Source organism: Schaedlerella sp. (assembly GCF_056796775.1).
Genome location: NZ_JBQIKP010000005.1, coordinates 22,685 through 47,392, shown reverse-complemented (window position 1 = coordinate 47,392; position 24,708 = coordinate 22,685). Strand labels below are relative to the sequence as shown.

At 50.8% G+C, this 24,708-nt stretch carries 23 protein-coding genes, 1 tRNA gene and 2 pseudogenes; 4 read left to right on the top strand and 22 right to left on the bottom strand.

The genetic code is table 11. The features are described from left to right. The 11 genes from ACTOY7_RS04025 to ACTOY7_RS03975 all read right to left on the bottom strand — a co-directional run bounded on the left by ACTOY7_RS04025 (position 1) and on the right by ACTOY7_RS03975 (position 12,451). Positions 1-549 (bottom strand): helix-turn-helix domain-containing protein, encoded by a 549-nt coding sequence (locus tag ACTOY7_RS04025; protein WP_160280434.1) that lies wholly within the window; start codon positions 547-549, stop codon positions 1-3. Between the two features lie 150 nt (positions 550-699). Continuing rightward, on the bottom strand, positions 700-2,370 hold the full coding sequence (locus ACTOY7_RS04020; RefSeq protein WP_482670253.1) for a uridine kinase family protein: 1,671 nt from the start codon (positions 2,368-2,370) through the stop codon (positions 700-702). 42 nt (positions 2,371-2,412) lie between these two features. Beyond that, positions 2,413-3,195 (bottom strand): Nif3-like dinuclear metal center hexameric protein, encoded by a 783-nt coding sequence (locus ACTOY7_RS04015; RefSeq protein ID WP_482670252.1) that lies wholly within the window; start codon positions 3,193-3,195, stop codon positions 2,413-2,415. Then, entirely contained in the window at positions 3,185-3,937 is a 753-nt protein-coding gene (locus ACTOY7_RS04010; protein ID WP_482670251.1) for a tRNA (adenine(22)-N(1))-methyltransferase, read from the bottom strand. The genes ACTOY7_RS04015 and ACTOY7_RS04010 overlap by 11 nt, the downstream gene beginning before the upstream one ends. A gap of 126 nt (positions 3,938-4,063) precedes the next feature. Continuing rightward, positions 4,064-5,179, bottom strand: coding sequence for an RNA polymerase sigma factor RpoD (gene rpoD / locus ACTOY7_RS04005; RefSeq protein ID WP_160280444.1), 1,116 nt, complete (start codon positions 5,177-5,179; stop codon positions 4,064-4,066). Between the two features lie 55 nt (positions 5,180-5,234). Beyond that, complete coding sequence (dnaG, locus tag ACTOY7_RS04000) at positions 5,235-7,010, bottom strand: DNA primase (RefSeq protein WP_482670250.1); 1,776 nt, start codon at positions 7,008-7,010, stop codon at positions 5,235-5,237. Between the two features lie 91 nt (positions 7,011-7,101). Continuing rightward, on the bottom strand, positions 7,102-8,103 hold the full coding sequence (locus ACTOY7_RS03995) for a deoxyguanosinetriphosphate triphosphohydrolase (RefSeq protein WP_160280486.1): 1,002 nt from the start codon (positions 8,101-8,103) through the stop codon (positions 7,102-7,104). 128 nt (positions 8,104-8,231) lie between these two features. Beyond that, positions 8,232-9,770: a polyphosphate:AMP phosphotransferase gene (gene pap / locus ACTOY7_RS03990; RefSeq protein ID WP_482670249.1), complete on the bottom strand. Its 1,539-nt coding sequence runs from the start codon at positions 9,768-9,770 to the stop codon at positions 8,232-8,234. Positions 9,771-9,836: 66 nt separating this feature from the next. Next, positions 9,837-10,949: a phosphotransferase enzyme family protein gene (locus ACTOY7_RS03985; protein WP_160280447.1), complete on the bottom strand. Its 1,113-nt coding sequence runs from the start codon at positions 10,947-10,949 to the stop codon at positions 9,837-9,839. Positions 10,950-10,951: 2 nt separating this feature from the next. After that, positions 10,952-11,875 (bottom strand): nucleotidyltransferase family protein, encoded by a 924-nt coding sequence (locus ACTOY7_RS03980; protein WP_482670248.1) that lies wholly within the window; start codon positions 11,873-11,875, stop codon positions 10,952-10,954. Positions 11,876-12,067: 192 nt separating this feature from the next. Next, positions 12,068-12,451 carry a helix-turn-helix domain-containing protein gene (locus ACTOY7_RS03975; protein WP_160280449.1) on the bottom strand — a complete coding sequence of 128 codons (384 nt, stop codon included), beginning with the start codon at positions 12,449-12,451 and terminating at the stop codon, positions 12,068-12,070. Positions 12,452-12,677: 226 nt separating this feature from the next. Here ACTOY7_RS03975 and ACTOY7_RS03970 point away from each other — a divergent pair. Further along, positions 12,678-12,761 (top strand) — tRNA-Leu (locus tag ACTOY7_RS03970). A 5-nt stretch (positions 12,762-12,766) separates the two neighbouring features. On the opposite strand, the pseudogene ACTOY7_RS03965 reads toward ACTOY7_RS03970, so the two are convergent. The 8 genes and pseudogenes from ACTOY7_RS03965 to infC all read right to left on the bottom strand — a co-directional run. Continuing rightward, positions 12,767-13,036, bottom strand: a pseudogene (locus tag ACTOY7_RS03965) (hypothetical protein); the annotation flags it as partial. Positions 13,037-13,084: 48 nt separating this feature from the next. Then, positions 13,085-13,709: pseudogene (locus ACTOY7_RS03960) on the bottom strand (IS66 family transposase); the annotation flags it as partial. Positions 13,710-13,768: 59 nt separating this feature from the next. Beyond that, positions 13,769-13,939, bottom strand: a complete 171-nt coding sequence (locus tag ACTOY7_RS03955; RefSeq protein WP_482670247.1) for a hypothetical protein — start codon at positions 13,937-13,939, stop codon at positions 13,769-13,771. A gap of 192 nt (positions 13,940-14,131) precedes the next feature. Next, complete coding sequence (locus ACTOY7_RS03950; RefSeq protein ID WP_300885320.1) at positions 14,132-14,260, bottom strand: hypothetical protein; 129 nt, start codon at positions 14,258-14,260, stop codon at positions 14,132-14,134. A 263-nt stretch (positions 14,261-14,523) separates the two neighbouring features. After that, positions 14,524-14,676, bottom strand: a complete 153-nt coding sequence (locus ACTOY7_RS03945; protein ID WP_300885319.1) for a hypothetical protein — start codon at positions 14,674-14,676, stop codon at positions 14,524-14,526. Between the two features lie 205 nt (positions 14,677-14,881). After that, on the bottom strand, positions 14,882-15,238 hold the full coding sequence (gene rplT / locus ACTOY7_RS03940; RefSeq protein WP_160280450.1) for a 50S ribosomal protein L20: 357 nt from the start codon (positions 15,236-15,238) through the stop codon (positions 14,882-14,884). 29 nt (positions 15,239-15,267) lie between these two features. After that, positions 15,268-15,465, bottom strand: a complete 198-nt coding sequence (gene rpmI, locus ACTOY7_RS03935; RefSeq protein WP_004080891.1) for a 50S ribosomal protein L35 — start codon at positions 15,463-15,465, stop codon at positions 15,268-15,270. A gap of 50 nt (positions 15,466-15,515) precedes the next feature. Further along, positions 15,516-16,010, bottom strand: coding sequence for a translation initiation factor IF-3 (gene infC / locus ACTOY7_RS03930; protein ID WP_004080894.1), 495 nt, complete (start codon positions 16,008-16,010; stop codon positions 15,516-15,518). Positions 16,011-16,502: 492 nt separating this feature from the next. Here infC and ACTOY7_RS03925 point away from each other — a divergent pair, with 492 nt between their 5' ends. Further along, positions 16,503-17,861, top strand: a complete 1,359-nt coding sequence (locus ACTOY7_RS03925) for a sodium-dependent transporter (protein ID WP_482670246.1) — start codon at positions 16,503-16,505, stop codon at positions 17,859-17,861. 27 nt (positions 17,862-17,888) lie between these two features. On the opposite strand, the gene ACTOY7_RS03920 is transcribed toward ACTOY7_RS03925, so the two are convergent. Genes ACTOY7_RS03920 through ACTOY7_RS03910 form a run of 3 tightly spaced genes read right to left on the bottom strand, consistent with a single transcriptional unit; the run spans position 17,889 to position 21,747 of the window. Then, positions 17,889-19,247 (bottom strand): MATE family efflux transporter, encoded by a 1,359-nt coding sequence (locus ACTOY7_RS03920; RefSeq protein WP_300885317.1) that lies wholly within the window; start codon positions 19,245-19,247, stop codon positions 17,889-17,891. Beyond that, complete coding sequence (locus tag ACTOY7_RS03915) at positions 19,234-20,304, bottom strand: cytidylate kinase-like family protein (protein ID WP_482670245.1); 1,071 nt, start codon at positions 20,302-20,304, stop codon at positions 19,234-19,236. The genes ACTOY7_RS03920 and ACTOY7_RS03915 overlap by 14 nt, the downstream gene beginning before the upstream one ends. Before the next feature lie 12 nt (positions 20,305-20,316). Further along, complete coding sequence (locus tag ACTOY7_RS03910) at positions 20,317-21,747, bottom strand: sodium:proton antiporter (protein ID WP_482670278.1); 1,431 nt, start codon at positions 21,745-21,747, stop codon at positions 20,317-20,319. A gap of 272 nt (positions 21,748-22,019) precedes the next feature. Here ACTOY7_RS03910 and ACTOY7_RS03905 point away from each other — a divergent pair, with 272 nt between their 5' ends. Beyond that, positions 22,020-23,228: a M23 family metallopeptidase gene (locus tag ACTOY7_RS03905; protein ID WP_482670244.1), complete on the top strand. Its 1,209-nt coding sequence runs from the start codon at positions 22,020-22,022 to the stop codon at positions 23,226-23,228. Positions 23,229-23,335: 107 nt separating this feature from the next. Then, positions 23,336-24,703, top strand: coding sequence for a spore germination protein (locus tag ACTOY7_RS03900; protein WP_300885313.1), 1,368 nt, complete (start codon positions 23,336-23,338; stop codon positions 24,701-24,703). Positions 24,704-24,708 lie beyond the last annotated feature (5 nt).

The following is a 24,708-nucleotide window of genomic DNA, read 5'->3' as shown; positions in this document are numbered from 1 at the left end:
TTAAAAGCTTGGGGGGCTGCTGATCCATAGAATGGACGAAACCTTTTTACAAGCCGAACTTATCCTGTGTTTTCTGTTAGCCGGAAAGATAAAGGAATCGCCTTTCCGTACCGTATACTTTTCATCTCCGTAATGTACCTGGATCTTGCCGTCCAGCACGTAGCCGAATTCCTCCCCCTCGTGGGGTTTGTCAACCGGCATGGACTGTCCCGGCTGGAGCCGTACCAGGATCGGCTCCAGACTCCTGCTCTGCGCCGTCGCGATCAGCCAGGTGATGCTGTTGCCGTCCTCGTCTTCCTTCTCAAAATAATCCTCTTTTGGAAATACGATCTGCAGGTCATCCTCATCATGGAAAAAATCCGAAAGATTCGTTCCCAGGCATTCCACGATATCCAGAAGGGTAGATACCGAAGGCGCCGTCAGCCCTCGCTCCAGCTGGGAGATGAACCCCTTCGTCAGCTCTGTCCGGTCCGCCAGCTCTTCCTGTGTCAGGCCGTTCTGATTGCGCAGATTACGGATTTTCATGCCGATCTTTTCTTCAATACTCATAGTCTCCGACTTCCTTTTTATTTGTACAGTTCCTTAGGATTACTAAACTTTTTATTTACCATAATCAATTATACATATACTAAGTCAAAAGTCAACATAAAAAAACAGGCTTTTGCGATTTTACTTGCAAAAGCCTGTTTTTTATGTACTTTATAGCTGGAAGCATCCCCCGCCGATAAATTCTCTCAGCAAGGATTTCGCCGGCACAAAATCGCTTTCGATCCCCACAAAGTAATCAAAAAACTTCAGCAGTCTCTTCGCCTCCGCATATTCCGCGCTGTCCTTCTCCACGCCGAACAGCCGGGGCTCCACATACTGCTTGAGCACCGCCAGCTCATAGAGCAGTGAGGAATTAAACATCACATCCGCTTCCTCCTGATAAGGAAAGATATTCGCCTCCTCCCCTCTTCTCACCGACCTCCACATAGCGATAGTCTTCTGGGCGGAATTTCCACGGGTTCTTGCGTCCCGCACGATCCGGCGGATCAGCCGCCCGTCGGTGGACGGGATCCGGTTATGCTCATCGACATTCAGCTGCGTCAATGCACTGATATAGATCTTAAACTTATTGGCATCGTCCAGCATTTCCGTCAGCTTGGGATTCAGACAGTGTATGCCCTCAATGACCAGGATATCATTCTCCCCGAGCTTCTTCGGCTTCGTGGAGCGGTTCTGCTTTCCGGACTTGAAGTCAAAGACCGGAAGGTACACCTCCTCGCCGTTGAGCAATGCCTGCATATCCTGATTGAACAGGTCCACATCAATGGCTTCCAGACATTCAAAATCATACTCCCCGTTGGCGTCCCGGGGCGTTTTTTCCCGGTCCACAAAGAAGTTGTCTACCGCGATCGGGTGCGGCACCAGCCCGTTGACCCGAAGCTGAATGGACAGACGATGGGAAAATGTAGTCTTTCCCGAGGAAGATGGTCCTGCGATCAGAACAAATTTTACATCTGGCCGTTCCGCGATCATCTTTGCGATCTCCGCAATCTTCCGCTCCTGATGCGCCTCCTGGACCAAAACCATTTCCTGCATGTTGCCCTTTGTCACCGCATCGTTGAGCATTCCCACCGTATCGATCCCCTGCTGGTCCCCCCAGGCAACGGATTCGCGGAGTACCTCAAACAGCTTCCTGTGAGGCTCGAAGGGCGGCACCGTATCCGGCTGATTCATGGTGGGCATCTGGATCACAAATCCGTCCTCATAGAGATGAAGCGCAAAATATTTCAGATATCCGGTATCCGGAACCATATATCCGTAAAAATAATCTTCAAAATTTTTGATGCTGTAGATATTCACCCTGGATACCCTGCGGTATTCAAACAGGTGCTCCTTATCATACATTCTGTGCCTGCGGAACAGTTCGATGGCATCGTTGGTATGTACGGAGCGCTTCTGGATCGGAACCTGCTCCGCTATCAGCTCGCGCATCCTGGCATCCACCTTTTCCAGAAATGCCTCGTCCACCGTCACGTTTCCTTCCACCGTGCAGTAGTAGCCCTTGCTTACGGAGAAATGGATCCGCACCCGCTCCACATTGTCATATCCGCCTACATTATGTACCGCCTTCACCAGCAGAAGGCACATACTCCGCTTATAGGTCTCATGTCCGATATGGCGCGCCGTCGTGATAAATCCAAGCTCGCAGTCCTTTTTCAGATGCTTATTCAATTCCTGGAGCTGATACTTGTTGACATACACCAGAACGATGGGATGCGGATACAGATGCTGAAATTCCTCCGCAATCTCCCGGTATGTTGTCCCTTCCGCATATTGTCTGGTTTCTTCTCCGATCGTAACCGTATACATTTTTTTATCCATAGATTCCATCCCTGCCTTTCATCAGTCTTTTCCGTCCTCTGCCTATTGTATGGAAAACAGATGCGCCGCCGGAGCAGTCCGGATCTCCACCCCGTCCAGCCGTTTTTCCAGGAATTGCTTCATATCCTCTATAAAAATAGATTCCGTCCCGTAGTGCCCCGCGTCGATCACCGCAAGTCCCTGCTCCCACGCGTCCAGTCCGTCATGGTGGCCGATATCCCCTGTCACGAGCACATCAGCCCCTTTTGCGATAGCGGGAGCAATGGCGCTTTTTCCGGAACCGGGCGAAACGGCAAGGCGCCGCACCTCCCTGTCCAGATTTCCGGATACCTTCACAAAATCCAGTGCCAGCCGCTCCTTCACATACCCACAGCACTCCCGCAGCGTCATGCTTTTTTCCAGACTGCCGATGCGCCCAATCCCTTCTTCCCTTCCGCCAATCTCCGCAGTCACGTCCAGAACCCGCGGATCACGCAGCCCCAGGATCCTCCCGGAAAGTTCCGCCATTCCCAGCACATCATAATTGGTGTGCATGGCATAATAGGAAATGTCACTTTGGATCAGTTCCAGAATCCGCCGGCTCACAAATTGTTCATCAGTCACAGATTTTAACGGGCTGAATATGAGCGGATGGTGGGTGATCAGCATATCCGCGCCGGAGTCTTTTGCCGCCCGGATCACTTCCTCCGTGGCGTCCAGCGCCAGATAGATCCGGGCCACTTCCTGATCGGATCTTCCTGCCTGCAGGCCTACATTGTCAAATCCCAATGCCGCTTCCTTTGGGTACACTTCTTCGATAACATCCATAATCTCTTTACACTGCATAGTAATCCAACCCTTTCCGGATATAATCCAACTCCTCTTTCAGTTCCATCCTGCGGATCCGGATCCGCTCTCCGGTCTGCCCCTGCAGCCCTGCCAGAATATTTTGCCGGATCTCCAATTCCCGGTCCAGATATTCCCTGAGGACCGGATGCCGCATTTCCAAAAGCAGCTTCCCGTATCGGATCCCAGTTTCGTCCCACACGCAGGCCCTATCCGGTTCCAGGCTTTTTTCCGCACCTTTTCTCCGGCCGCCGCGTCTGCCGTCCTTGGGGGGCGCAGCCTTCATCATTGGATAATATTTTCCGTCGTCCTTTACCATATCCTCCTGAATAAACAAAAAACCTTCCTCTAAAAGAAAGGCTCTGACTTTTGCGATCTCGGACTGGGGCTGGAGAACCAGTTCCTTCAGAGACCGGGTAACCTCCGGATACGCGCTCAGGATCCGGATCATCAGCGGCCCGCCCATTCCTGCAATCACGGCGGTATCCGCTTCAAACGGTTCCAGCTTCTCAAAACCGTCCGATAACCGAAGCCGGATCTTCTCTTCCATGCCGTTCTCTTTCACATGCGCCTCTGCCTTTTTCAGCGGCCCTTCATTCACATCCATGGCAATGGCCGACGGGGCCATCCCTTTCCGCAAAAGGTAGATCGGGATATAGGCGTGATCCGTACCTATATCCGCAACCCGATGCCCGGCAGTCACAAGGGAAGCGACCGCCTGCAGTCTGTCTGATAATTCCATCTGTCCATCCTCTGCGGTCCGCCGCCCGCGCATATTTTCTCCGGCAGTCTCTTACTTCCGGCAGACACGCGCCGCGCCGCGCCTCAAAATCTGCTTTTATTCCGTCTCTTATCCGGGCAAGGCTTTTTAATCCAGGTAATCCCGCAGCTTCCTGCTCCTGCTGGGATGACGCAGCTTTCTCAGCGCTTTTGCCTCGATCTGACGGATCCGCTCTCTGGTCACATCAAATTCCTTGCCTACCTCTTCCAGCGTCCTTGCCCTTCCATCGTTCATGCCGAACCGGAGCCGGAGCACCTTCTGCTCCCTCTCGGTCAGCGTATCCAGCACCTCGTCCAACTGCTCCTTGAGCAGGGTCTGGGCCGCCGCCTCCGCGGGAACCGGTACATTGTCATCCTGGATAAAATCTCCAAGATGGCTGTCTTCCTCTTCTCCGATGGGAGTCTCCAGGGAAACCGGCTCCTGAGAGATCTTCAGGATCTCCCTGACACGGTCCACCGGCATGTCCAATTCCTTCGCGATCTCCTCCGGGGTGGGTTCACGCCCCAGCTCCTGCAGGAGCTGTCTGGACACACGGATGAGCTTGTTGATGGTCTCCACCATATGAACCGGAATCCGGATCGTCCTCGCCTGGTCTGCGATGGCCCTGGTGATCGCCTGACGGATCCACCATGTGGCATAGGTGCTGAACTTATATCCCTTGTGGTAATCAAACTTCTCCACAGCCTTGATGAGTCCCAGATTGCCCTCCTGGATCAGGTCCAGAAACAGCATTCCGCGGCCCACATACCTCTTGGCAATGCTGACCACCAGACGCAGGTTTGCCTCCGCCAGCTCCTTCTTGGCATCCTCATCCCCGTCTTCCATCCGCTGGGCAAGCTCGATCTCACGCTCGGCACTCAAAAGAGGAACTTTTCCGATCTCTTTCAGATACATGCGCACAGGATCTTCGATGCTGACTCCATCCGGAACCGAGAGATCAATGTTCTCAACATCCACGTCCTCTTCCTCGGACAGGATCACGTCCATGTCAATGTCCACATCATCGTCACTGCCGCTAATCCGGAGCACATCAATATTGTTGGATTCCAGGTATTCAAATACCTTGTCCATCTGTTCCGCATTGAGCTCCATGTCACGGAAAAAGTCGTTGATCTCCTGGATCTCCAGGATGCTCTTCTTTTTCTTGCCGAGAGCAACCAGGTCTCTTAAACGCTCCAAAAATTTCTGTGTGTTCTCTTCCATGTGTCCTTCCTTCCTCTGCCTGCACAGCGCCAGGCTATCTTGTTATATTTTATCCTTATTCTAAAGAAATATGCAGTTTCTCCAATTCCCCAAGCCGTCTTTTTTCTTCCATGAGCCGCTGCAGACCCGCCATATCCGTCGGTTCCAGATTCTTCATCCGGACATCAATGCTGTTTGACTTCACCCGCAGGAGAGAATCCTTAATGGCACGTACCTTTTCCTCCGGCGTGGTCAGCCTGCTGATCCGGGTATTGAAAAGCGCGGCTGCCTCCCGATGTTCTTCCTCCTCCGTAAAATGGTTGATGATCTTTGCCGGGTTCAAACTGCCTGCCCTGTATTGCTCATACAAAAGCTCCGCCACCGTGCGATACTGAGACTGTGTAAAATCCCCGGGGCTGATATGTCTGCTGATGATGCCGAACAGCCTGCTGTCATCGATCATCCACGTAAGAAGCACCTTCTGGGCCGTAAGACTGCCGTCCTCCTTCTTAAGGGGCTGCCCCGGCGCCGTCCTGGGACGTTCCACCGGCTTTGCCATGCCTTCCCGGACTGCGGTCCTGGACACCAGCTTTTTCAGACTCTCCTCGCTGATCCGATAGGCCTTTGCAACCGCTTCTATGTAATTATTCCGTTCCAGCTCGTCCTGGAAACCGATCAGCCGTCTTGCCGCCTCCTGGAAAAACGCGGTCTTGCCCTCCGGAGAGTCCATATGATACTCCCGCTCCAGGATCTCCAGGGTGAACATAAACCCGTTCTTTGCCCCCTCGATCCTCTGCTCAAATTCCTCCGCCCCCAGGTTCTTGATAAATTCATCCGGGTCTTTATAGGGATCCATCCGGATGACCTTTGCAGAGATTCCTGCTTCTCTCAGGATCGGAACTGCCCTGAGCGCTGCCTTCGTCCCTGCCTCATCGCTGTCATAGGTCAGGTACACCTCCTGGACATAACGCCGGATCAGGGAAGCATGCCCCGCGGTCAGCGCGGTCCCCAGGGAAGCCACCGCATTGGTGAAGCCGGCCTGATGCATCGCGATCACATCCATATAGCCTTCACAGAGCAGAAAATATGGCTTCCGCGAGGACCTGGCACGATTCAGCCCGTACAGATTCCGGCTCTTGTCAAAAATGGGGGTCTCCGGGGAATTCAGATACTTGGGCTTCGCATCTCCCATGACGCGTCCCCCGAATCCGATCACCCGGCTGTTCACATCCATGATCGGAAACATGACCCGGTTCCAGAACTTGTCATAGACACCATGCTTTTCGTCGATGCTGATGAGGCCAGCCTGGCGGATCATCTCCTCCGGATATCCCTTTGACCGGAGATAACGGTACAGGTCATCGCTGTACTTATTGGAATAGCCCAGCCCGAATGCACGGATGGTCTCATCCGACAGACGGCGCTCCCTCAGATATGTATAACCGGCCTTTCCCTGCTCCGACTTCAGCTGCACATAAAAATACTGCGCCGCCGCTTTATTGATCTCCAGCAAAGAGGCTTTTAAGCCGGCCCGCTCCTTCGCCTCCCTGGAGTACTCCGCCTTCGGAAGCTCCACCCCGGAACGCTCCGCCAGATATTCGACAGCTTCGATAAATGTATAATTCTCATATTCCATCAGAAACGTAAAGACATTCCCTCCGGCGCCGCAGCCAAAGCAGTAATACATCTGCTTCTGCCTGCTGACGGAAAAAGACGGAGACTTTTCATTATGAAACGGACAGAGACCGAAATAGGAGCTGCCCTTTTTCTGCAGCTTCACATATCCGGAAATCACATCCACGATATCATTTTTCATCCGTACTTCTTCGATCAAATCTTCCGAATAATACATTCTGACCTCCCAAAAAATTCCCTATATGTTATATATTCGACAAAACTTATAAATTTCCTTCCTGTAATTCAAGAAAAAAGTCACGAAAAAACTACTTCGACCATGCTTCCGGCATAAAATACTCCTCATACTTCTTCACCGCGTAATTATCGGTCATTCCGGCAATATAGTCGCACACGATCTGTTCCCGGCAGTTTCCCGGAAGATCAATGGCATGAAGAAACTGCTCAGGCAGCAGCTCCAGGTGTGTAAGATAATACTCATACAGCCGGTGGATCAGGTCCACTGCCTTATCCTCCTCCCCCTTTGCCTTGGGGTTGAGGTATACATGATAAAACATAAATTTCCGAAGCTCCTTCATGGCCTGCCCCACTTCCTCGGACATGAGGATCTCCGGTCTGTCCATGCTGTGCACGATCACGTCATGGACCATGGTATCCAGCCTGCGTTTTCCGGTATCCCCCAGTGTATTCCGGATTTCCTTCGGAATTTCCTCTTCTGTTAAAATACCGCCCCGCACAGCGTCATCGATATCATGGTTGATATAGGCAATCTTATCTGACAGGCGGAGCACCTGCCCCTCCAGCGTGTGCGGCGTACCGGCCGTCTTGTGGTTCAGAATGCCGTCCCGTACCTCCCATGTCAGATTCAGCCCTTTTCCCTGTCTCTCAATATACTCCACAACACGGACGCTCTGCTCATTATGCGCAAAATGATACACCGAATTCAGCGCCCTCTCCCCCGCATGCCCAAAAGGCGTATGTCCCAGGTCATGCCCCAGGGCGATCGCTTCCACCAGATCTTCATTTAAACGAAGCGCCTTGGCAATCGTACGCGCATTCTGCGACACCTCCAGCGTATGTGTCAGCCTGGTACGGTAGTGATCGCTTTTGGGCTGTAAGAATACCTGCGTCTTCTGCTTCATCCGCCGGAACGCCTTGCAGTGCAGGATCCTGTCCCGGTCACGCTGAAACACCGGGCGTATGTCACATTCCTGCTCCGGGCGCTCCCTCCCTCTTGACTCCCTGCTGAAGGACGCGTATGGACTCAAGTACTCCAATTCCCTTTCTTCCAGTTGTTCTCTGATCGTCATCATCCGCTGCCTCTTTCAAATCCTGAACTCCCTATTATATTATATTCAAAACCTGTCGGGAATTTCCTCTAATTTTCCAAAAGAGGAAATTCCCGGCCTGAATGTAAGCTTATGCCGACAGTTCCCGGTTATCCTTTCAGACGCTTTTCAATCGCGTCCACCACAGTTTCCAGAACTTTGATCCTTGCATAATATTTGCAGTTGCCTTCCACCACAATCCAGGGGGCGTATTCCGTGGAAGTCCGGATCAGCATCTCGTTGACCGCATCCTCATACTGATCCCACTTTTCCCGGTTGCGCCAGTCCTCATCCGTGATCTTCCACTGCTTTTCCGGATTTTCCTGGCGTGCCTTAAAGCGGCGCTCCTGCTCATCCTTATCGATCTGCATCCAGAACTTCATGACAACAGCGCCCGCATCCGCCCAGTCCTTTTCCATATCGTTCATCTCCTTATAAGCCCGCTGCCACTCCTGCTTCGTACAGAAGCCCTCAATCCGCTCCACCATCACGCGGCCGTACCAGGTCCGGTCGAAGATCGCGATGTGCCCGTCCTTGGGCACTGCCCGCCAGAACCGCCACAGGTAATGATGGGCTTTTTCAATATCATTGGGAGAAGCCGTAGGATTCACGACAAATCCGCGGGGATCCATCTTCTCGGTGAGACGCTTGATGGCGCCGCCCTTGCCGCCGGCATCCCAGCCTTCAAATCCCAATATCACCGGAATCCGCCTCCGGTACAGCTCCCCGTGCAGGAGCTCCATTTTCTTCTGCAGCTTCTCCAGCTTCTTCTTATACTCTTCCTTCGTATAGCTTAAGGTCAGGTCCGCATTCCGGAGGATGGACTCCTGAAGGTCGTTCACATTTTTCGCGGCCTCCTCCGCCACCGCCGATACCTGTACGTTTTCCTCCATGGACCGGATCGCCTTCACCGCATCGGCCTCTGCCTTTTTATGCTGTACCTTTTCGATCTGCTGTGCCAGCGCCTTAATGACCGCCGAATAGATCTTTACCGTCGCGAAACGCTTATCCGTGGCTTCCACGATCATCCACGGGGCATAATCCGTGTCCGTCTTCTGCAGCATCTCTTCCATGATCGCCTGGTATTCGTCGAAGCGCTTGTTCCTCTCCAGGTCCCCTTTGCTGACCCTCCATGCGGTCTCCTTGTTCTCTTTCAGCTTCTGGAAACGTTTTTTCTGTTCCTTTTTGCTGATATCCAAAAACAATTTAATCAGGACGCAGCCATCGTCCGTCAGCTGTTTCTCGAAGGAACAGATCGAATGAAAGGCATCCGGAAGCTCCGTCTTTTTGTTCTTTTTTTCAAAACGGTCGATCAGGACCTTCCTGTACCAGCTTCCGTCAAATACGGCAATCCTTCCCTTTGCCGGAGTCTTTGTCCAGAATCTCCACAGGAACGGATGCATCTTTTCCTCCTCTGATTCACGCTGGATCGCATGTACCTCAAACCCGCGCGGATCCAGACTCTGAATTAGCTTCCCGATCTGCAGCCCCTTGCCTGCGGCGCCAAAACCTTCGAACACGATCATCACCGGGATCTTCAGGCTCTTGCACTGTCTCTGCAGTTCTCCCAGTCTGCTTTCCAGAAGCGGCATTTTATCCTTGTATTCTTCTTTTGACATTTCCTTCGACAAATCCACTTTTTCCAGCATTTTCTTTTCCTCCCGTATTTTTTTGTTTTTTGCTGTTGTTGCTTTGTCAATCGTATTTGTTTCTGATCAGCTATATTTTCTGACAATTTCGTTCATAATATCCCACTTTTTTTCCATATCCTCTACCAGCTTGAACTGTGTCCTGCAGCGGTCCAGATTATGCCCCTCTCTGTGGATCTTGAAATAGACATCTCCCTCCAGATAATCCGCCAGAAAACGGATCCCGCACTCGAAGGTCATCACCTTTGCCCCCATGGGAAGCATCTCCAACTCCTTCGCTGTAAGACTGCCCGCGCATCCCTCGACAAAGCCTTTTGTGTACAGCTCGAATAACTCCATATCACATTCCACCTTGTCCAGATCCGTCTCATCCTCTGCCGCCGTGCTGGCCCCAAAGCGGATGGAATCCCCGAAGTCATTGACCGCAAGCCCGGGCATCACGGTATCCAGGTCAATCACGCAGATTCCCTTTCCCGTGGCATCGTCGATCATGATATTGTTCAGCTTCGTATCATTGTGGGTTACCCGAAGAGGCATCTCCTTCCTCTCGAGCATCCCTCCCAGCACACCAGTCATTTCCTCATGCGCAAAGGCAAAATCAATCTCCTTCCTGACGGACTCTGCCCTGCCGCAGACATCTGCCTCCACGGCCCGCCGAAATGCCGCAAACCTGGATTTTGTATCGTGGAACCCCTGTATGGTCTCATGCAGGGTATCTGCCGGATAATCTGCCAGCATCCTCTGGAAATTGCCGAAGGAAAAAGCGCTCTGGTAAAAGTTCTCCGGCTTTTTCACCTGATCGTAGCAGGACGCTCCGGTGATGAACTGATATGCCCGCCAGTATTCTCCTTCCGAGTCTATGTAGTATGGCTTTCCGTCCAAAGCCGGAATCACATTCAGCGTTTCCCGCTCCGGATCTCCGCCCTTCTCCAGGATCCGCTCTCGCAGATAGGTCGTCACGTTCATGATATTTTCCATCAGCTCTATGGGCCTGGTAAAGATCTGCCGGTTCATATGCTGCAGGATCTTTTTATACTGCCCCTTTTCCGGATCATCATATATAAGCAGGTAGGTATCGTTAATGTGCCCGCTGCCATATGGCTCCACAGAGACCAGGTTCCCGCGGGAGCTGAAATTATTGATCGCGTCTGTTTTTCCCTTATCATTTTCTTTCCTCATCGTCAATCCTCCCATAAATCTTCCGGATAGAAGCCTTCCGCTTTCAGTCTCTGCATCGCCGCAACTACAACCGGCTTATCTTCTTTATATGTTACGCCATACCACTTGTCCGCAGAGGAAAGGACTGCTACGGATGCCCGGTCCTGCTCCACCAGTCCGCTGACTACACTGGGGAGAAAATACTCGCATTTGAGCGGGTTTTCCCGAAGGCCCTTTTCCAGAAATGCCGGGAATCCTGCCTGGATCTCATCCAGGATGCTTCTCGTAAATCCCCACATATTCATGGAAACCAGCGTCTCGCCTGGAATCGGCACCCAGGTAGCCCCGTTATCCTCCGTATAGGCAATGCCGCCCTCCCTCTTTTCGATCCGGGTTCTCTCTGTAACGGCTGTGAGCTCTCCGGCATCATTGACCTCACAGATGCCCCGCGCCACATGTCCATTGTCGGTCACCGTATTCCTCAACTCATAGCCCACCATGGTGTAGCGGTATTTCTCATCATCCTCGTGAGCAGAAAGGTAGCCGTAAATCTTCTGGAATGCGTCTCTTCCATAATAGTCGTCTGCATTGATGACCGCGAAAGGCCCGTCGATCTCGTGAACAGCACTCAGAACCGCATGTGCCGTCCCCCATGGTTTCGCGCGGCCCTCCGGTACGGCAAAGCCCTCCGGGATGTCCTGGATCCGCTGAAACGCATAGGAAGTCTCCATATACTGCTCCACCCGGCTTCCAATGGCCTCACGGAAGTCCTTTTCATTTTCCTCCTTGATGATAAATACCACCTTTTCAAAGCCCGCCAGCTTCGCATCATATATGGAAAAATCCATGATAATGTGTCCCTGATCGTCCACCGGGTCAATCTGCTTCAACCCGCCGTAGCGGCTTCCCATTCCCGCAGCCATGATCACTAATACCGGTTTTTTCATTTCTTTTTCCTCCAATCCTTTCTTACGTTAATAGTATGGTCTTATTTTAACAAAAAGCCTATACATAATCAAACAATAATTACCAAAAACGCACAAAAATAGTAACAGTTCGACCTGGAATCCTTTCCATGCCAAGCCGAACTGTTACTATCCATATGGCCTTCCATATTTTTCCGCAAAAACCTGCTCATTCTATTTTTGCTTTTCCTTTTTCCTGCTCAGTAGCTCCTCCTTGAAACGCTGTCCGTTTCCCAGTTCTTCCGTCAGATTGTAGATCAATTCCTGATTTTTGCGGTTTAACTGCTCATACTTTCTGCAGAGGTTATAGTTCCTCTCCTGAATCTCATTAAATTCTGTCTGGTTTTCCGCCCCTCTTCGTGAATCTGACCGATACAGAATATAATCAACGGACACACCAAAATAATTTGCCAGAGACATCAGTATATCCGCCGCAAGCGCGTTATCCCCGTTTTCAATCCGGCTGACCGTCTGCTGTGAAATATTGATCCTGCCTGCTAGTTCCTCCTGACGCAGTCTTCTCTCCTTGCGCAGTTCTTTTACCCGATTTCGCACCATAACTTAAGCCCTCCATACTACTCTTTTTTATTTTATCGAATATCTTTTCTTATGCTACCCGAATATAATGTAAGATATTACTTCCCTTCAGAGTTTCCGGATTATGGTAAAAAAATAAAATAAATCAATTGGATAAATAAAAAATATTAAAAAAAACGGGTTGACATTTTTTGCAGAAAATAGTATGATGTGTCTTGTGATTTGACGTAGCGTTAGGATCACGAATGCGGAAGTGTCGGAATTGGCAGACGAGCAAGACTAAGGATCTTGTAGCTTTCGAGCTGTGTGGGTTCAAGTCCCATCTTCCGCATTCATTTAAAAGACTGGAAAGCCTTTAATTACTAGAGGCTTTCTTTTTTTATCTGCTGGAAATTGTATAATATTTATCTCACGTTGTCTCACGCTCTCAGCAGGTTTTTCACTATATGTTGTGTTTCCCCGCAAAGCACTCAACACTTTTTCTTCCCTTTCTTTTTCGTCAGAATTGCTGAAAATATAGTATTTCAAAGTTGTTGCCTCGTCTGCATGTCCTAGCATATCTTTAACAGCGCTTAAGTCAACTCCATTGTTAAAGAGCGTAGAACCATATGTTTTTCGCGGATTTTATGCAAAAAATCCACCCAGCAGTTTCTGCTAAGTGGACGCACCTGGACGATTTGTACGACAGGACTCCGGTATGGATTCTGACCATGGTAATAGTTGCTGGAGATCTTCTTTTGACGGGAATGGCCCCAGATCTTTCATACGTTCCAGTATGTAAGCCACATAGTCATATGGCTTAAGCCCCTTCAGTAACGCCGTCTCCGTGATGCTGTATACGGTCGCGCTGGCCTCCGCGCCTTTGATGCTTTTAGAGAACAGCCAGTTGCGGCGGCCAATGGCAAAGTTCTTGATCGCCCTCTCCGCTGCCGAGTTATCGATACTCAGATGTCCGTCTTCCAGATAGGCTTTGAGGTATTTTTCCTGATTTAAAGCCGATCCGTGCCATTGCCTGGTATGCAGTTGTTTCTTTCAGCTGTTCTTTGGTAAAGCCCTTTTTTAAAGGGGTAAGGGCTTCATCAAAACGCCGTCTTGCATGTGCCATGCACCCTGTCACGGTGATCTGCTCCGGAAGGCTGTGGTAAGCCTGGTATCCATCACAGGTCAGATAGCCACGGAATTCATCCCCCAGGATTTCTGCCGGATGGTAGCCACCCCTGGTCCTTTCATATTGGAAAAGGACCATCCGTGGGGATCCGCTGTATTCATCCGTAAGATACTGGAAGATGGATCGTTATGGGAGGATAGTCCGACAACGGTTGGGAGGAAACCTCTAACTCAGAAAGGAGTCTGGCAAAGACCGGATCCATCCCTTGATCCAATGCGGACGGCTTCTGCATTTGTTTTCTGATCCAATAACTGAAAGTCGACAGACAGGGGGACTTGATTTTCCTGACACCATTCTTTTCTTGACAATCCGCTTTTTTGGAAATCCTGAATCCGCTTCATCCAGAAATCTTCTTTTGTAAGGTTCGTTTCATTCATAGGCAATACTTCCTTGATTTGGAGCTATTGTATCAAAAATGATGGAGGATTCATAGATACGGATTATTTCGTGCTTACATATGAGCGGCAAACTACTTGCAAAACTTTAACAACAAACATAAACCAATTTTAAAAGCGGAGGGCTAAACCTCCGCTTTACTCTTCTTTTTCTTCATGCCGTGGGTTTGCGTTAACAATCCGGCGTATTAAATCCAATATTTCATGCTCGCTATGCCCTTTTTCATCACACCATTCAATAACAACCTTAATTTCTTTTTTATCCATTTCCATTACCTCCGTCATTCAAAACTCCTTTCCAGCTAAACCTTACATTCATCAACAGCCTGTCAAATGCAAAGGATCTGACCTATAAGGCTATTTTAAAACGAAATATAAAAACAAACAAGCCCTTAATTTAAAAAAAGATTTGTTTTTTCTTACAATTATATAAACCCATGCAGAAAACCTGCCACTGGCAGCTTTTCTGCATACGATGGTATATTAAAAGCGGAGGGCTAAGCCTCCGCTTTACATGTGACCTCTATTTGTTACTGCTCTTTAGCCATAGCAATCTTATCAAGCAATTCAACAATTTCTTCTGTCGTATACTCTTTCTTTTCTCCATTGGCAAAAATTAATCTCAGTTCATACAACATTGCCATTTTCGTATCCTGCCGTTCCTTATCTGTCATTTTATCCATAACCTCCTTCCTCCTCGTCTGTTTACAGCCGCTTACAAATCTTCTATAACTATATTGTAACCTATTCTTAGAATATTGCCAATATATTTTGAAAAAAATGCGCATCCCCCGGAGGCTTTTTGTTCTATAGGAAAATTCGGAGAAGTTACCTATAGAACAAAAAATAAAAGCGGAATACACCACTCCGCTTTTATCCCATTCACAATTATGCGATTTTTTCTTTTGCCAGTTCCGCTAATGTCGCGAATCCTGCCTTGTCGCTGACCGCCAGCTCTGCCAGCATCTTCCTGTTCATATCCACATCCGCCAGCTTCAGGCCATACATGAACTTGCTGTAGGACAGGCCGTTCATTCTTGCCGCCGCGTTGATACGCGCGATCCAAAGCTGTCTCATCTGACGCTTGCGCTGCTTTCTTCCTGCATAAGAGGAAGCTAAAGCCCTCATAACGGACTGCTTTGCCACTCTGTACTGTTTGGAACGTGCTCCCCTGTATCCTTTTGCCAGCTTCAATACTCTGTTATGTTTCTTTCTTGCGTTCATTCCGCCCTTGATTCTTGCCATTTCTTAATCCTCCTTCTATTACCCGAGTCTTAGATATACGGTAATACTTTCTTCATATTCTTTACATTTGTAGCATCTGTAATAGTGGACTTCCTGAGGTTTCTCTTCCTCTTGGTCGTCTTCTTGGTTAAGATGTGGCTCTTGTAAGCTTTGTTTCTTTTCAGCTTTCCTGTACCTGTCTTTTTGAAGCGCTTTGCCGCCGCTCTATTTGTTTTTAATTTTGGCATAATAATCTTCCTCCTTTATTGTGCTTGCCTTATAACCAGCTTGTATATTTTTAACGTTTTACGGTTAAAACCATGCTCATGTTCCGGCCTTCCAGCTTCGCCGGCTTTTCCACTACCGCAATGTCCCCCACCAGCTTGTAAAAATCATCCAATATATGCTTGCTCTGCTGGACATGTGCCATCTCTCTGCCCCGGAAACGCAAGGTCACCTTTACCTTGTTGCCCTTGAGGATGAACTTCTTAGCATTGTTCACCTTGGTATTCAGGTCATTCGTATCAATATTCGGTGACAGGCGCACTTCTTTGACTTCAACAATTTTCTGCTTTTTCTTCGCTTCCTTTTCTTTTCTTGTCAGCTCATACTTATACTTTCCGTAATCGATGATCTTACACACCGGCGGCTTTGCTCCCGGAGCGATCTTCACCAGGTCAAGCTCCGCCTCCTGGGCGATCCTGAAAGCATCCCTCGCTGACATGATCCCTAACTGTTCCCCATCCTCACCGATCAGACGAACCTCTTTATCTCTGATCTGTTCGTTAATCATTAACTCACTAATTGTCGTATACCTCCGTCACATGAATTTCCATTGGGCTGTCGCAAATTAAAAAAACGAGTGAACAGATATCCACCCGACAATTCACAGACATACGGCTGTCATAAAATACTCCGACCCAGCCCTGTGTCCTGTGTCAATATCAAACCGATAGTCGCCCGCTTGCGCTATGGTGAGAGTGGATACTCTGCTTTGTTTTTCGCTTTACGCAAGGAATAATCTAGCACACTTCCCATCAATTGTCAACACATTTTTCAAATTATTCCGCAAATTCATTACTATTTATGGTCTCTTCATACACATGCGTAAAAACAGCCGTCAAAGCTGTCTGCAGACACCCTGTGAACGGGAACGAGATTTTGACATGATTCGCGTTACCTCTTGTATTTCCCTGTACTTTATGTCATAATCCTATATGTCTGACGTACAGAACACAAAAACATGTACAAATTCACCAAAACCATATGAGGAGGGCTTTATAATATGAAAAGCAGCAGAAGCAACTTTACAAGCCGGATCGGCTTCATCCTCTCCGCCGCCGGGTCGGCGGTGGGGCTGGGGAACATCTGGCGGTTTCCCTATCTGGCGGCGCAGTACGGCGGGGGCACGTTCCTGCTCTGCTATATCATCCTGGCCGTCACCTTCGGGTTCGCCCTGATGACCGCGGAGATCGCCCTGGGACGCAAGACGGGCTTAAGCGCCATCGGAGCCTTTTCCGCTTTGAATAAGCGGTACCGTTTTGTAGGCGTCCTGGTCACCCTTGTGCCGGTCATCATCTTCCCCTACTACTCCGTCATCGGCGGATGGGTCATCAAATACTTTTTCACCTTCCTGACGGGCGGTGTGTCCGCGGCGGCTGAGGATACCTATTTTACCGGCTTTATCTCCGGTGTATCAGAGCCCATCGTCTGGTTTGTGATCTTTACGGCGATCGCGGCGGCGGTGGTGATCTGCGGCGTGGAAAAAGGGATCGAAAAAGTCAGCAAGGTCATGATGCCGCTGCTGGTAGTCCTGACTGTTGGCATCTCCCTGTATGTGCTGACCATCGACGGCGCCATGGAAGGTGTCAAATACTACGTCCTGCCCCATATGTCCGACTTTTCACTCAAGACACTGCTCTCTTCCATGGGACAGTTGTTTTACTCCATGTCCCTTGCCATGGGCATCATGATCACTTACGGTTCCTATATGAGCAAATCCACCAATCTGGAAAGCTCCGTCAGGCAGATCGAGATCTTTGACACCGGCATCGCCTTTTTCGCCGGACTGATGATCGTGCCCGCAGTATTCGCCTTTTCCGGCGGAGACCCGTCTGCCTTAAAAGCAGGCCCGGGGCTGATGTTCATCACCCTTCCGAAGGTCTTTGCCAGCATCCGGTTCGGCGGATTTTTAGGCACGGTCTTCTTTGTGCTTGTATTTTTTGCGGCGATCACCTCCGCCATCTCCCTGATGGAAACCATCGTATCCATCCTGATGGACTTTTTCCACTGGTCCCGCCGCAAAACCAGCATCCTGGTGTTTATCTATTCCCTGCTCATGGGCGTTCCCTCTTCCCTGGGATTCGGGATCTGGGATTTCGTCAAGCCCCTGGGCATGTCTATCCTGGATGCATGGGACTTCATCAGCAACAGCATCCTGATGCCGATTGTGGCGCTGCTGACCTGTTTCTTTGCAGGGTTTGTCATCAAGCCCAAGGCCATCATTGATGAGGCATGCGCCGAAGGTGCCGACTTCAAAGGGAAGCATCTGTTTACCGTGGTCATCAAATGGGTGGCCCCCGTCATCCTGGTTGCCATCCTCATCAGTTCGATCCTGAACGCCCTCGGCATCTTTGTGATGTAGCAAATACAATGGAGGCAGCCGGATCACTTACTCCGGCTGCTCCCCGGAGAGGAGCTTCCTGGCCGTGAAGAAAAACAGGAGCATCGTCACGGCAACGGATGTAAAGTCTGCAACCGGCTCCGCCCGGTAGACCCCGTCCACACCCATAAATCTGGGAAACAGAACCGCAAGAGGCACCAGGAGCACGATCTTGCGGAGCAGCGCGATCACCAGAGATACTTTTGCCTGTCCCAGCGCCAGGAAGGTCGTCTGGCAGCCCATCTGGATTCCGAAGATCGTGATCCCCAGGAAGTAAACCGGCATATACCGGCAGGTCAGCATGGTCAGTTCTTCATTGCTGGAAAACAGCCGCGCGTAAAACTCTGGCCGCAGCACCGCGATCCCTGCAAACACCATGGTTCCGGCAAGGCAGACCAGCACCATCCTCAGGAAGGTATCTTTCACCCGCTTCAGGTTGCCTGCGCCGTAATTATAGCTCATAATCGGCTGCACCCCCTGGGCGACGCCCTGTACCGGGATAGTGATCAGCTGCATCACGCTGGCCATGATGGACATGGTGCCCACATACATGTCACCGCCGTATTTCTGCAGCCCTGTGTTCAGTGTGATCATCACCAGACTTTCCGTGCTCTGCATAATGAACGGGGAGATTCCAAGCGCGCCGATGCCCAGCACCGTTTTCTTATCCAGACGGATCTGTTTTCTGCGAATCCGGATCACACTGTTTGAACCGGTCAGAAACCGCAGCACCCACGCCGCGCTTAATGCCTGGGAAATGACCGTGGCAAGGGCTGCTCCCCGGACTCCCATATGGAATCCGAAGATCAGCACCGGGTCCAGGATGATGTTGGTCACCGCGCCCAGGAGAACGGAAAGCATGGCGATTTTCGCATTGCCCTGGCCGCTGATGTAGGTATTGAGCCCCAGAGCGAACTGGACAAAAACGGTGCCCGCCAGATAGATTGTGATGTACTCCCTGGCATGGACAATGGTGTTGTCACTGGCGCCGAAGGCATACAGGATGGGGGTCTTGAATGCCTGGAATACTACGGTCAGCACCACGGAAAACAACAGAAGCATGGCCACGCTGGTTCCCAGAATCTTCTCCGCGCCTTCATAGTTTTTCTTTCCAAGCTGGATGGACGCCTGGGGGGCGCCTCCCATACCGGCAAATGCGCTGAAGGCAGAGATCACCATCAGGATCGGGGCCGTAACCCCGACCCCGGTCAGGGCCAGCTCCCCGTAGCCCGGGATATGTCCGATGTAAATCCTGTCCACAATGTTATACAGCACATTGATCACCTGGGCCGCCACCGCCGGCAGGGCCATACTCACCATCAGCCTTCCAAGAGGCGCGCTCCCAAGTCTTTCGTCATTTTTTACCATTCTCTTCGGACCCTTCCTTCCCGTCACCATCCTTCTTGAGCATCCGCATGATCAGATCCACGGAGCCCTGTATCCCATAGCTGGCGCTGTTGATGCACAGATCATAGTTTCTGGCCTTGCCCCAGTTCCTTCCGGTATAAAATTTGTAGTATTTCACATGATCTTTATCCAGTTTGGTCAGGAGACGCTTTGCCTCCTTCTCGTTCTCGTACCCGCGCACCTCCATGATCCGCCGTACCCGCTGCTCCAGGGGCGCCGTGATAAAGATGCTGATGTGTGGAATCCGGTTATTGGTCAGGATGGCGTCCGCGCACCGCCCCATGACTACAAAATCCTCTTTTTTTGCCATATCGCAGATCAGGTCGCTCTGGTTAAAGAAGATGGCGTCCTTTTTCGGCAGTCCGTGATACCGGCTGAACTCCCTTAACTTTTCTTTGATCGTAGACTTGGGCGCCGGGGCAAATGCCGGAACCGTGCTCAGATACCGGGACTGGTGGTTCTCTCCTTCCTTGTACGGATAACCGCCCTTGTCATGTACATAATCCTTCTCCGCCTCCAGGCGTTTTAATACCTCGTCGAAGATCTCCACATCGTAGTAGTTGATCTTTAAGGTGTCTGCCAGGGTAAATCCGATCTCGCTCCCTCCGCAGCCGTAGGTACGCCCGATGCAGATGATCAGATGGTCGTTTTTTGAAAAACGGGACTGCAGGTTCAGCATATTCAGCTTGGCCATCTTCTGATCCAGAATATCCCCTTTGATGAAGCTGGTAGGCAGCTCCGTCACTTCTTTTAAGATCTCGTCGTATTTGACCATGATCCGGTGGCGCGCCGCACGGTCCTGGATCGTCCGCGCCATGTTGCTGATCAGAGCCAGCTCATTTCTCAGGATATACGCCTGGTTCCGCTCGTGCATCATGCGGAAGGTTTCCTCGATGCAGTCCTCTTTTTTCCCGTTGAACACGCGCCCCAGAGAGGAACCAAGCTCTCTGTAGACTTCCTCATCCAGATCATAGATCCGTCCCGCAAGCTCATGCAGATTTTTCTCTTCATTTGACATGTGATTCCCCTCCTATCTGAAAAACAATACGGTATCCAGCAGGAATACCGGAACCAGAACCGCCAGCGACCAGCCCATATACCCGAAAAACGACGGCATATGGATACCGTTTTCATCCGCAATGGATTTTACCATGAAGTTGGGCGCATTTCCGATATACGTGTTGGCACCCATGAACACTGCGCCGCAGGAAATGGCCGTCAGCACCTTCACCGGAACCTGTCCGAGGGAAGTCGCAAGCCCCCCTGTAAACCCAATGGCCCCCGCCGTCGTGAGAAATACCAGGTATGTAGGCGTGTTATCCAGAAAACTGGACAGCACCCCGGTCACCCAGAACATCTGAAACGGCTCTGTGATCCCAAGCTGGGAGCCCATTCCTTTCAGGATTGCCAGAGCCGGCTGCATGGTGATGAAAATTCCGATGAACAGGATTCCCACTTCCTTGATGGCCCCCCAGGTAAAATGGTTTTTCTTCCGGATCTCCGGGCTGGTGGTCTTGAAGGATAAATATGCCGCCGCCAGGATGATCACGATCTCGATCAGGGCCGGGAAGCCAAGCGCCACTTCCCCGAATATATGGATTCCCCGGACATGGCCCTCCGGCGTCTTAAACAAGGGCATATCCGGCAGCATTCCGCTTAAGATCACCGCCGCCACAATCATGGCGATGAAGATCAGGTTGTGCAGCCCCCGGATGCGGATCTTTGTTCCGGGCCTGCTGATATCAGGCTTGCGCCCCCTTGCCATGTCCCGGCGGTATCTCTTCATGTCCACCCTGTAAAAGATAAACAAAATCAGCACCATATTGAACAGCATAATGGGGAACAGATGCAGGCTCCAGAAAAACGGAACCCCTCTGGAAAATCCCATCAAAAGCGGCGGGTCACCGATGGGTGTCAGGCAGCCTCCGATGTTGGACACCAGAAATATAAAAAACACCATGATATGGGAACGGTTTCTGCGCCAGGCGTTCATCTTGATCACCGGACGGATCAGCAGCATACTGGCTCCCGTCGTCCCGATCCAGCTGGACAGCAGCGTCCCGATGGTCAGCAGGATGATATTCACCCTGGGGGAACCGGCCAGGTCGCCTTCCATGGTGATATTGCCCGATACGCAGAACAGACCGAACAGCAATACGATAAACGTCAGATAATCATTGACCAGACATTCCAGAACAGTTTCCACCGCCCTCCCCGGACCATAGAAAAATCCGAAGGGCAGGATAAACAGACAGGACCAGAAGGCCACCGCCAGCGGCTGATGGGACTCCCACCATTCCGGTTTTATCAGGGGAAGCACCGCAATGCAGAACAACAGCCCCGCAAAGGGAATGCACAGCCACAGCGGAATCGGCGTGGATGCCGCCTTGGCCCCTTCTGCTGCCAGGGCGGTAGAAGGACTGCAGAGAACCGCTGCTGTGAGGCTTCCCAAAAACATCATACACTTTTTCAATGTTACAACCTCCTCATCAAGCTTTTTAGATCTTCTTTCAAAACAGCAGCAACAGGATAAAAACGGCGGCACGCTGTTTTGAAACAATTTTAACTACGAGGCACATTATAAGCAAATCTCCGTCGAAATTCAAGTAAAATTTTCGCCTATCCCAACTCCCTTCCTGACGCAAAAATCGGAATATTCAACAAAACTCCTTGTTATCTGCCGGATTTTTTCCGCATAAGCTATAGCAGAGTCTTATTATGAGGAGCAGAACAATGCCTAACTATCGAAATCTGAAAATCGCCCTTGGCATCGAGGCCGCTGCGGTGGCCCTATGCGCCGTCCTGCTGGCATCCGGCGTCACACCAGGCACAGAGCCTTCCCAGCCCCAGGCGTCGGACAGAAAAGCGGTCTCTGCAGAGGATTCCCGGGATTTAAAGCAGACCGCCGCAGGAATATGGAAAAAAGAATCCGCAGAAAACCAGGATGCCGGCCGAAATGCAGATTCGGGAAATCCGGATTCCGAACAGAAGGATTACATAAAATGGGTGGATTTTGATGTGACGGCAGAGGCCATGAAGCGGGCCTGCCAGTATGACACGGACACCTACGGAAAAGAAGTCCACCTGGACTGGATCGACCTGCTTGCGATCCTGGGCGCAAAATACGGAGGGGATTTCAAGCGGTACCGCGCAGACGACCTGGACAGCATCGCGGAAACACTTCTCTCCGGTGAGTCTGCCGTAGGAGATTATACAAAGGATATGAAATATTTTCCCTATTACAGGGAAGCATATGGAGCGGTGCTGGGAGGCATGGTCGGAGAATATCAGTTGGAACAGCCCCCGGGCACTGACAGCAGACCGAAAAAAAGCGAGGCAGAATCCACAGAGGAAACGTCCGCGCACCGGAAATCCTGCTACGGTCTGAAGGCGTTCTCTCCCATTGCAAAAGGATTCCCCTATTCGGATTTTGACGACTTCGGGGCGGCAAGAAGCTATGGATACCGCCGCAGCCATCTGGGCCATGACATGATGGGACAGGTGGGCACCCCCATCATCAGCGTGGAATCCGGTAAGGTTACAGCCCTCGGCTGGAATCAGTACGGCGGCTGGCGAATCGGGATTGAAAGCTTTGACGGAAAGCGGTATTACTACTATGCACATCTGCGGCAGAACCGGCCTTATGCCGAAGGATTGAAGGAGGGGGATATCGTACAGGCCGGAGACGTGATCGGATACATGGGCCGCACCGGATACAGCAAGAAAGAAAACGTAAACAATATCGATGAATCTCATCTCCACTTCGGACTGCAGCTCATCTTCGACGAATCCCAGAGGGAAGGCAGCGGGGAAATCTGGGTCAGCGGATATGAGCTGGTCCGTTTTCTTTCCGGAAACCGCTCCGAAGTGATCCGGAACGATGAGACAAAAGAATGGACACGGATCTATCAGATACAGGATCCCTCCGTGCCGGCATCCTAGACAGAGGATTTTCTTTGTTTTCGAGAATAATTTTAATCCCCGGCGGAGATTCTATATACTGATAGAAACGGTTCATGTATGCCGTGCAGGAAAGGACTCTGATTTGTATGATAGATAAAATTTCTAAAAAAGTGATGCCCTCCTTTGAGGAAAATATTGCCTATATGGATAAGCTCCTTCCGGTGAAGGAGAGCTTTGATATCATCCGCCGGGATATTGTGATCGGAGAACGGGAGGCAACCTTTTATTTCATTGACGGTTTTACCAAGGATGAGACTTTAGTGAAGATCATGGACGCTTTCTTCCGGGTGACGCCCGATGACATGCCGGAAGATGCGACCACATTTGCCAGGACAAAGATCCCCTACGTGGAAGTGGATGTCCTCGGCGATTACGACCAGGTCATGCGCAACATCCTCTCCGGAATGACCTGCCTGTTCATCAGCGGCTATGAGGTGTGCATTGCCATCGACTGCAGGACTTACCCTGCCAGAAGCGTAGGGGAGCCGGAAAAGGACAAGTCTCTCCGGGGCTCCCGGGATGGTTTTGTAGAGACCATCGTATTCAACACTGCCCTGATCCGGCGGCGGATCCGCGACCCTCATCTGGTCATGGAGATGACAGAAGCCGGTCAGACCTCCCGGACAGACATTGCCATCTGTTATATCCAGGACCGTGTGGACAAGGACCTGCTGAACAATATAAAGCAGCGGATCGACGCGCTCCATATGGACGACCTGCGCATGAACCAGCAGAGCCTGGCTGAGGCGATCTACCACCGGAAATGGTTCAATCCCTTTCCCAAGTTTAAGTTCACAGAGCGCCCGGATACCGCGGCTGCCTGTCTTCTGGAAGGAAAGGTGGTGATCCTGGTGGATAATTCCCCCTCCGCCATGATCCTGCCCACCTCCATCCTGGATATTGTGGAAGAGGCCAATGACTATTATTTCCCGAAGATCACAGGAACCTACTTAAAGATCTCCCGGGCGGTCATTGCATTTCTCACCGTGTTCCTGACGCCTGTATTTCTGCTTTTTATGCAGAACCTAGACTGGCTGCCGGAAGTATTTTCCTTTGTAGCGGTCAAAGACATGGTCAATATCCCTCTGGTGTTCCAGCTCCTGCTCCTGGAGGTTGCCATCGACGGTCTCCATCTGGCGGCGTTGAATACGCCCAGCATGCTCAGTACCCCCTTAAGTGTGATCACCGCCCTGGTGCTGGGGGAATTTTCCGTATCCTCCGGCTGGTTCAACGCAGAGGTGATGCTGTATATGGCCTTTGTCGCCATGGCGAATTATGCCCAGCCCAACTTTGAGCTTGGATATGCCATGAAGTTCATGCGGATCCTCCTTCTGATCCTGACAGCCTTATTCAACTGGATCGGGTTCGCGGCAGGCTGCGTCATCGTGTTCTGCTTCCTGCTCTTTAATAAGACGCTGACCGGAAGAAGCTTTCTGAATGTGAAAATGAATTGAGTAAG

Excerpts from the sequence above, each read along its gene's own strand:
- dnaG (WP_482670250.1), bottom strand. The coding sequence starts at position 7,010 with ATGTATTATTCGGAAGATTTGATCGAAGAAGTACGGATGAAAAATGAT.
- ACTOY7_RS03925 (WP_482670246.1), top strand. The coding sequence starts at position 16,503 with ATGAAAAGCAGCAGAAGCAACTTTACAAGCCGGATCGGCTTCATCCTC.
- rpoD (WP_160280444.1), bottom strand. The coding sequence starts at position 5,179 with ATGGAAGAGAACACACAGAAATTTTTGGAGCGTTTAAGAGACCTGGTT.
- infC (WP_004080894.1), bottom strand. The coding sequence starts at position 16,010 with ATGATTAACGAACAGATCAGAGATAAAGAGGTTCGTCTGATCGGTGAG.
- ACTOY7_RS03910 (WP_482670278.1), bottom strand. The coding sequence starts at position 21,747 with ATGATGTTTTTGGGAAGCCTCACAGCAGCGGTTCTCTGCAGTCCTTCT.
- ACTOY7_RS03955 (WP_482670247.1), bottom strand. The coding sequence starts at position 13,939 with ATGAAGCGGATTCAGGATTTCCAAAAAAGCGGATTGTCAAGAAAAGAA.
- ACTOY7_RS03905 (WP_482670244.1), top strand. The coding sequence starts at position 22,020 with ATGCCTAACTATCGAAATCTGAAAATCGCCCTTGGCATCGAGGCCGCT.
- ACTOY7_RS03980 (WP_482670248.1), bottom strand. The coding sequence starts at position 11,875 with ATGAAAAAACCGGTATTAGTGATCATGGCTGCGGGAATGGGAAGCCGC.
- ACTOY7_RS03995 (WP_160280486.1), bottom strand. The coding sequence starts at position 8,103 with ATGACGATCAGAGAACAACTGGAAGAAAGGGAATTGGAGTACTTGAGT.
- ACTOY7_RS03900 (WP_300885313.1), top strand. The coding sequence starts at position 23,336 with ATGATAGATAAAATTTCTAAAAAAGTGATGCCCTCCTTTGAGGAAAAT.
- ACTOY7_RS04020 (WP_482670253.1), bottom strand. The coding sequence starts at position 2,370 with ATGGATAAAAAAATGTATACGGTTACGATCGGAGAAGAAACCAGACAA.
- ACTOY7_RS03950 (WP_300885320.1), bottom strand. The coding sequence starts at position 14,260 with ATGGATAAAAAAGAAATTAAGGTTGTTATTGAATGGTGTGATGAAAAA.
- ACTOY7_RS04010 (WP_482670251.1), bottom strand. The coding sequence starts at position 3,937 with ATGGAATTATCAGACAGACTGCAGGCGGTCGCTTCCCTTGTGACTGCC.
- ACTOY7_RS03985 (WP_160280447.1), bottom strand. The coding sequence starts at position 10,949 with ATGAGGAAAGAAAATGATAAGGGAAAAACAGACGCGATCAATAATTTC.
- ACTOY7_RS03945 (WP_300885319.1), bottom strand. The coding sequence starts at position 14,676 with ATGGATAAAATGACAGATAAGGAACGGCAGGATACGAAAATGGCAATG.
- ACTOY7_RS03920 (WP_300885317.1), bottom strand. The coding sequence starts at position 19,247 with ATGGTAAAAAATGACGAAAGACTTGGGAGCGCGCCTCTTGGAAGGCTG.
- ACTOY7_RS04025 (WP_160280434.1), bottom strand. The coding sequence starts at position 549 with ATGAGTATTGAAGAAAAGATCGGCATGAAAATCCGTAATCTGCGCAAT.
- ACTOY7_RS03975 (WP_160280449.1), bottom strand. The coding sequence starts at position 12,451 with ATGGTGCGAAATCGGGTAAAAGAACTGCGCAAGGAGAGAAGACTGCGT.
- ACTOY7_RS03915 (WP_482670245.1), bottom strand. The coding sequence starts at position 20,304 with ATGTCAAATGAAGAGAAAAATCTGCATGAGCTTGCGGGACGGATCTAT.
- rpmI (WP_004080891.1), bottom strand. The coding sequence starts at position 15,465 with ATGCCAAAATTAAAAACAAATAGAGCGGCGGCAAAGCGCTTCAAAAAG.
- ACTOY7_RS04015 (WP_482670252.1), bottom strand. The coding sequence starts at position 3,195 with ATGCAGTGTAAAGAGATTATGGATGTTATCGAAGAAGTGTACCCAAAG.
- rplT (WP_160280450.1), bottom strand. The coding sequence starts at position 15,238 with ATGGCAAGAATCAAGGGCGGAATGAACGCAAGAAAGAAACATAACAGA.
- pap (WP_482670249.1), bottom strand. The coding sequence starts at position 9,770 with ATGCTGGAAAAAGTGGATTTGTCGAAGGAAATGTCAAAAGAAGAATAC.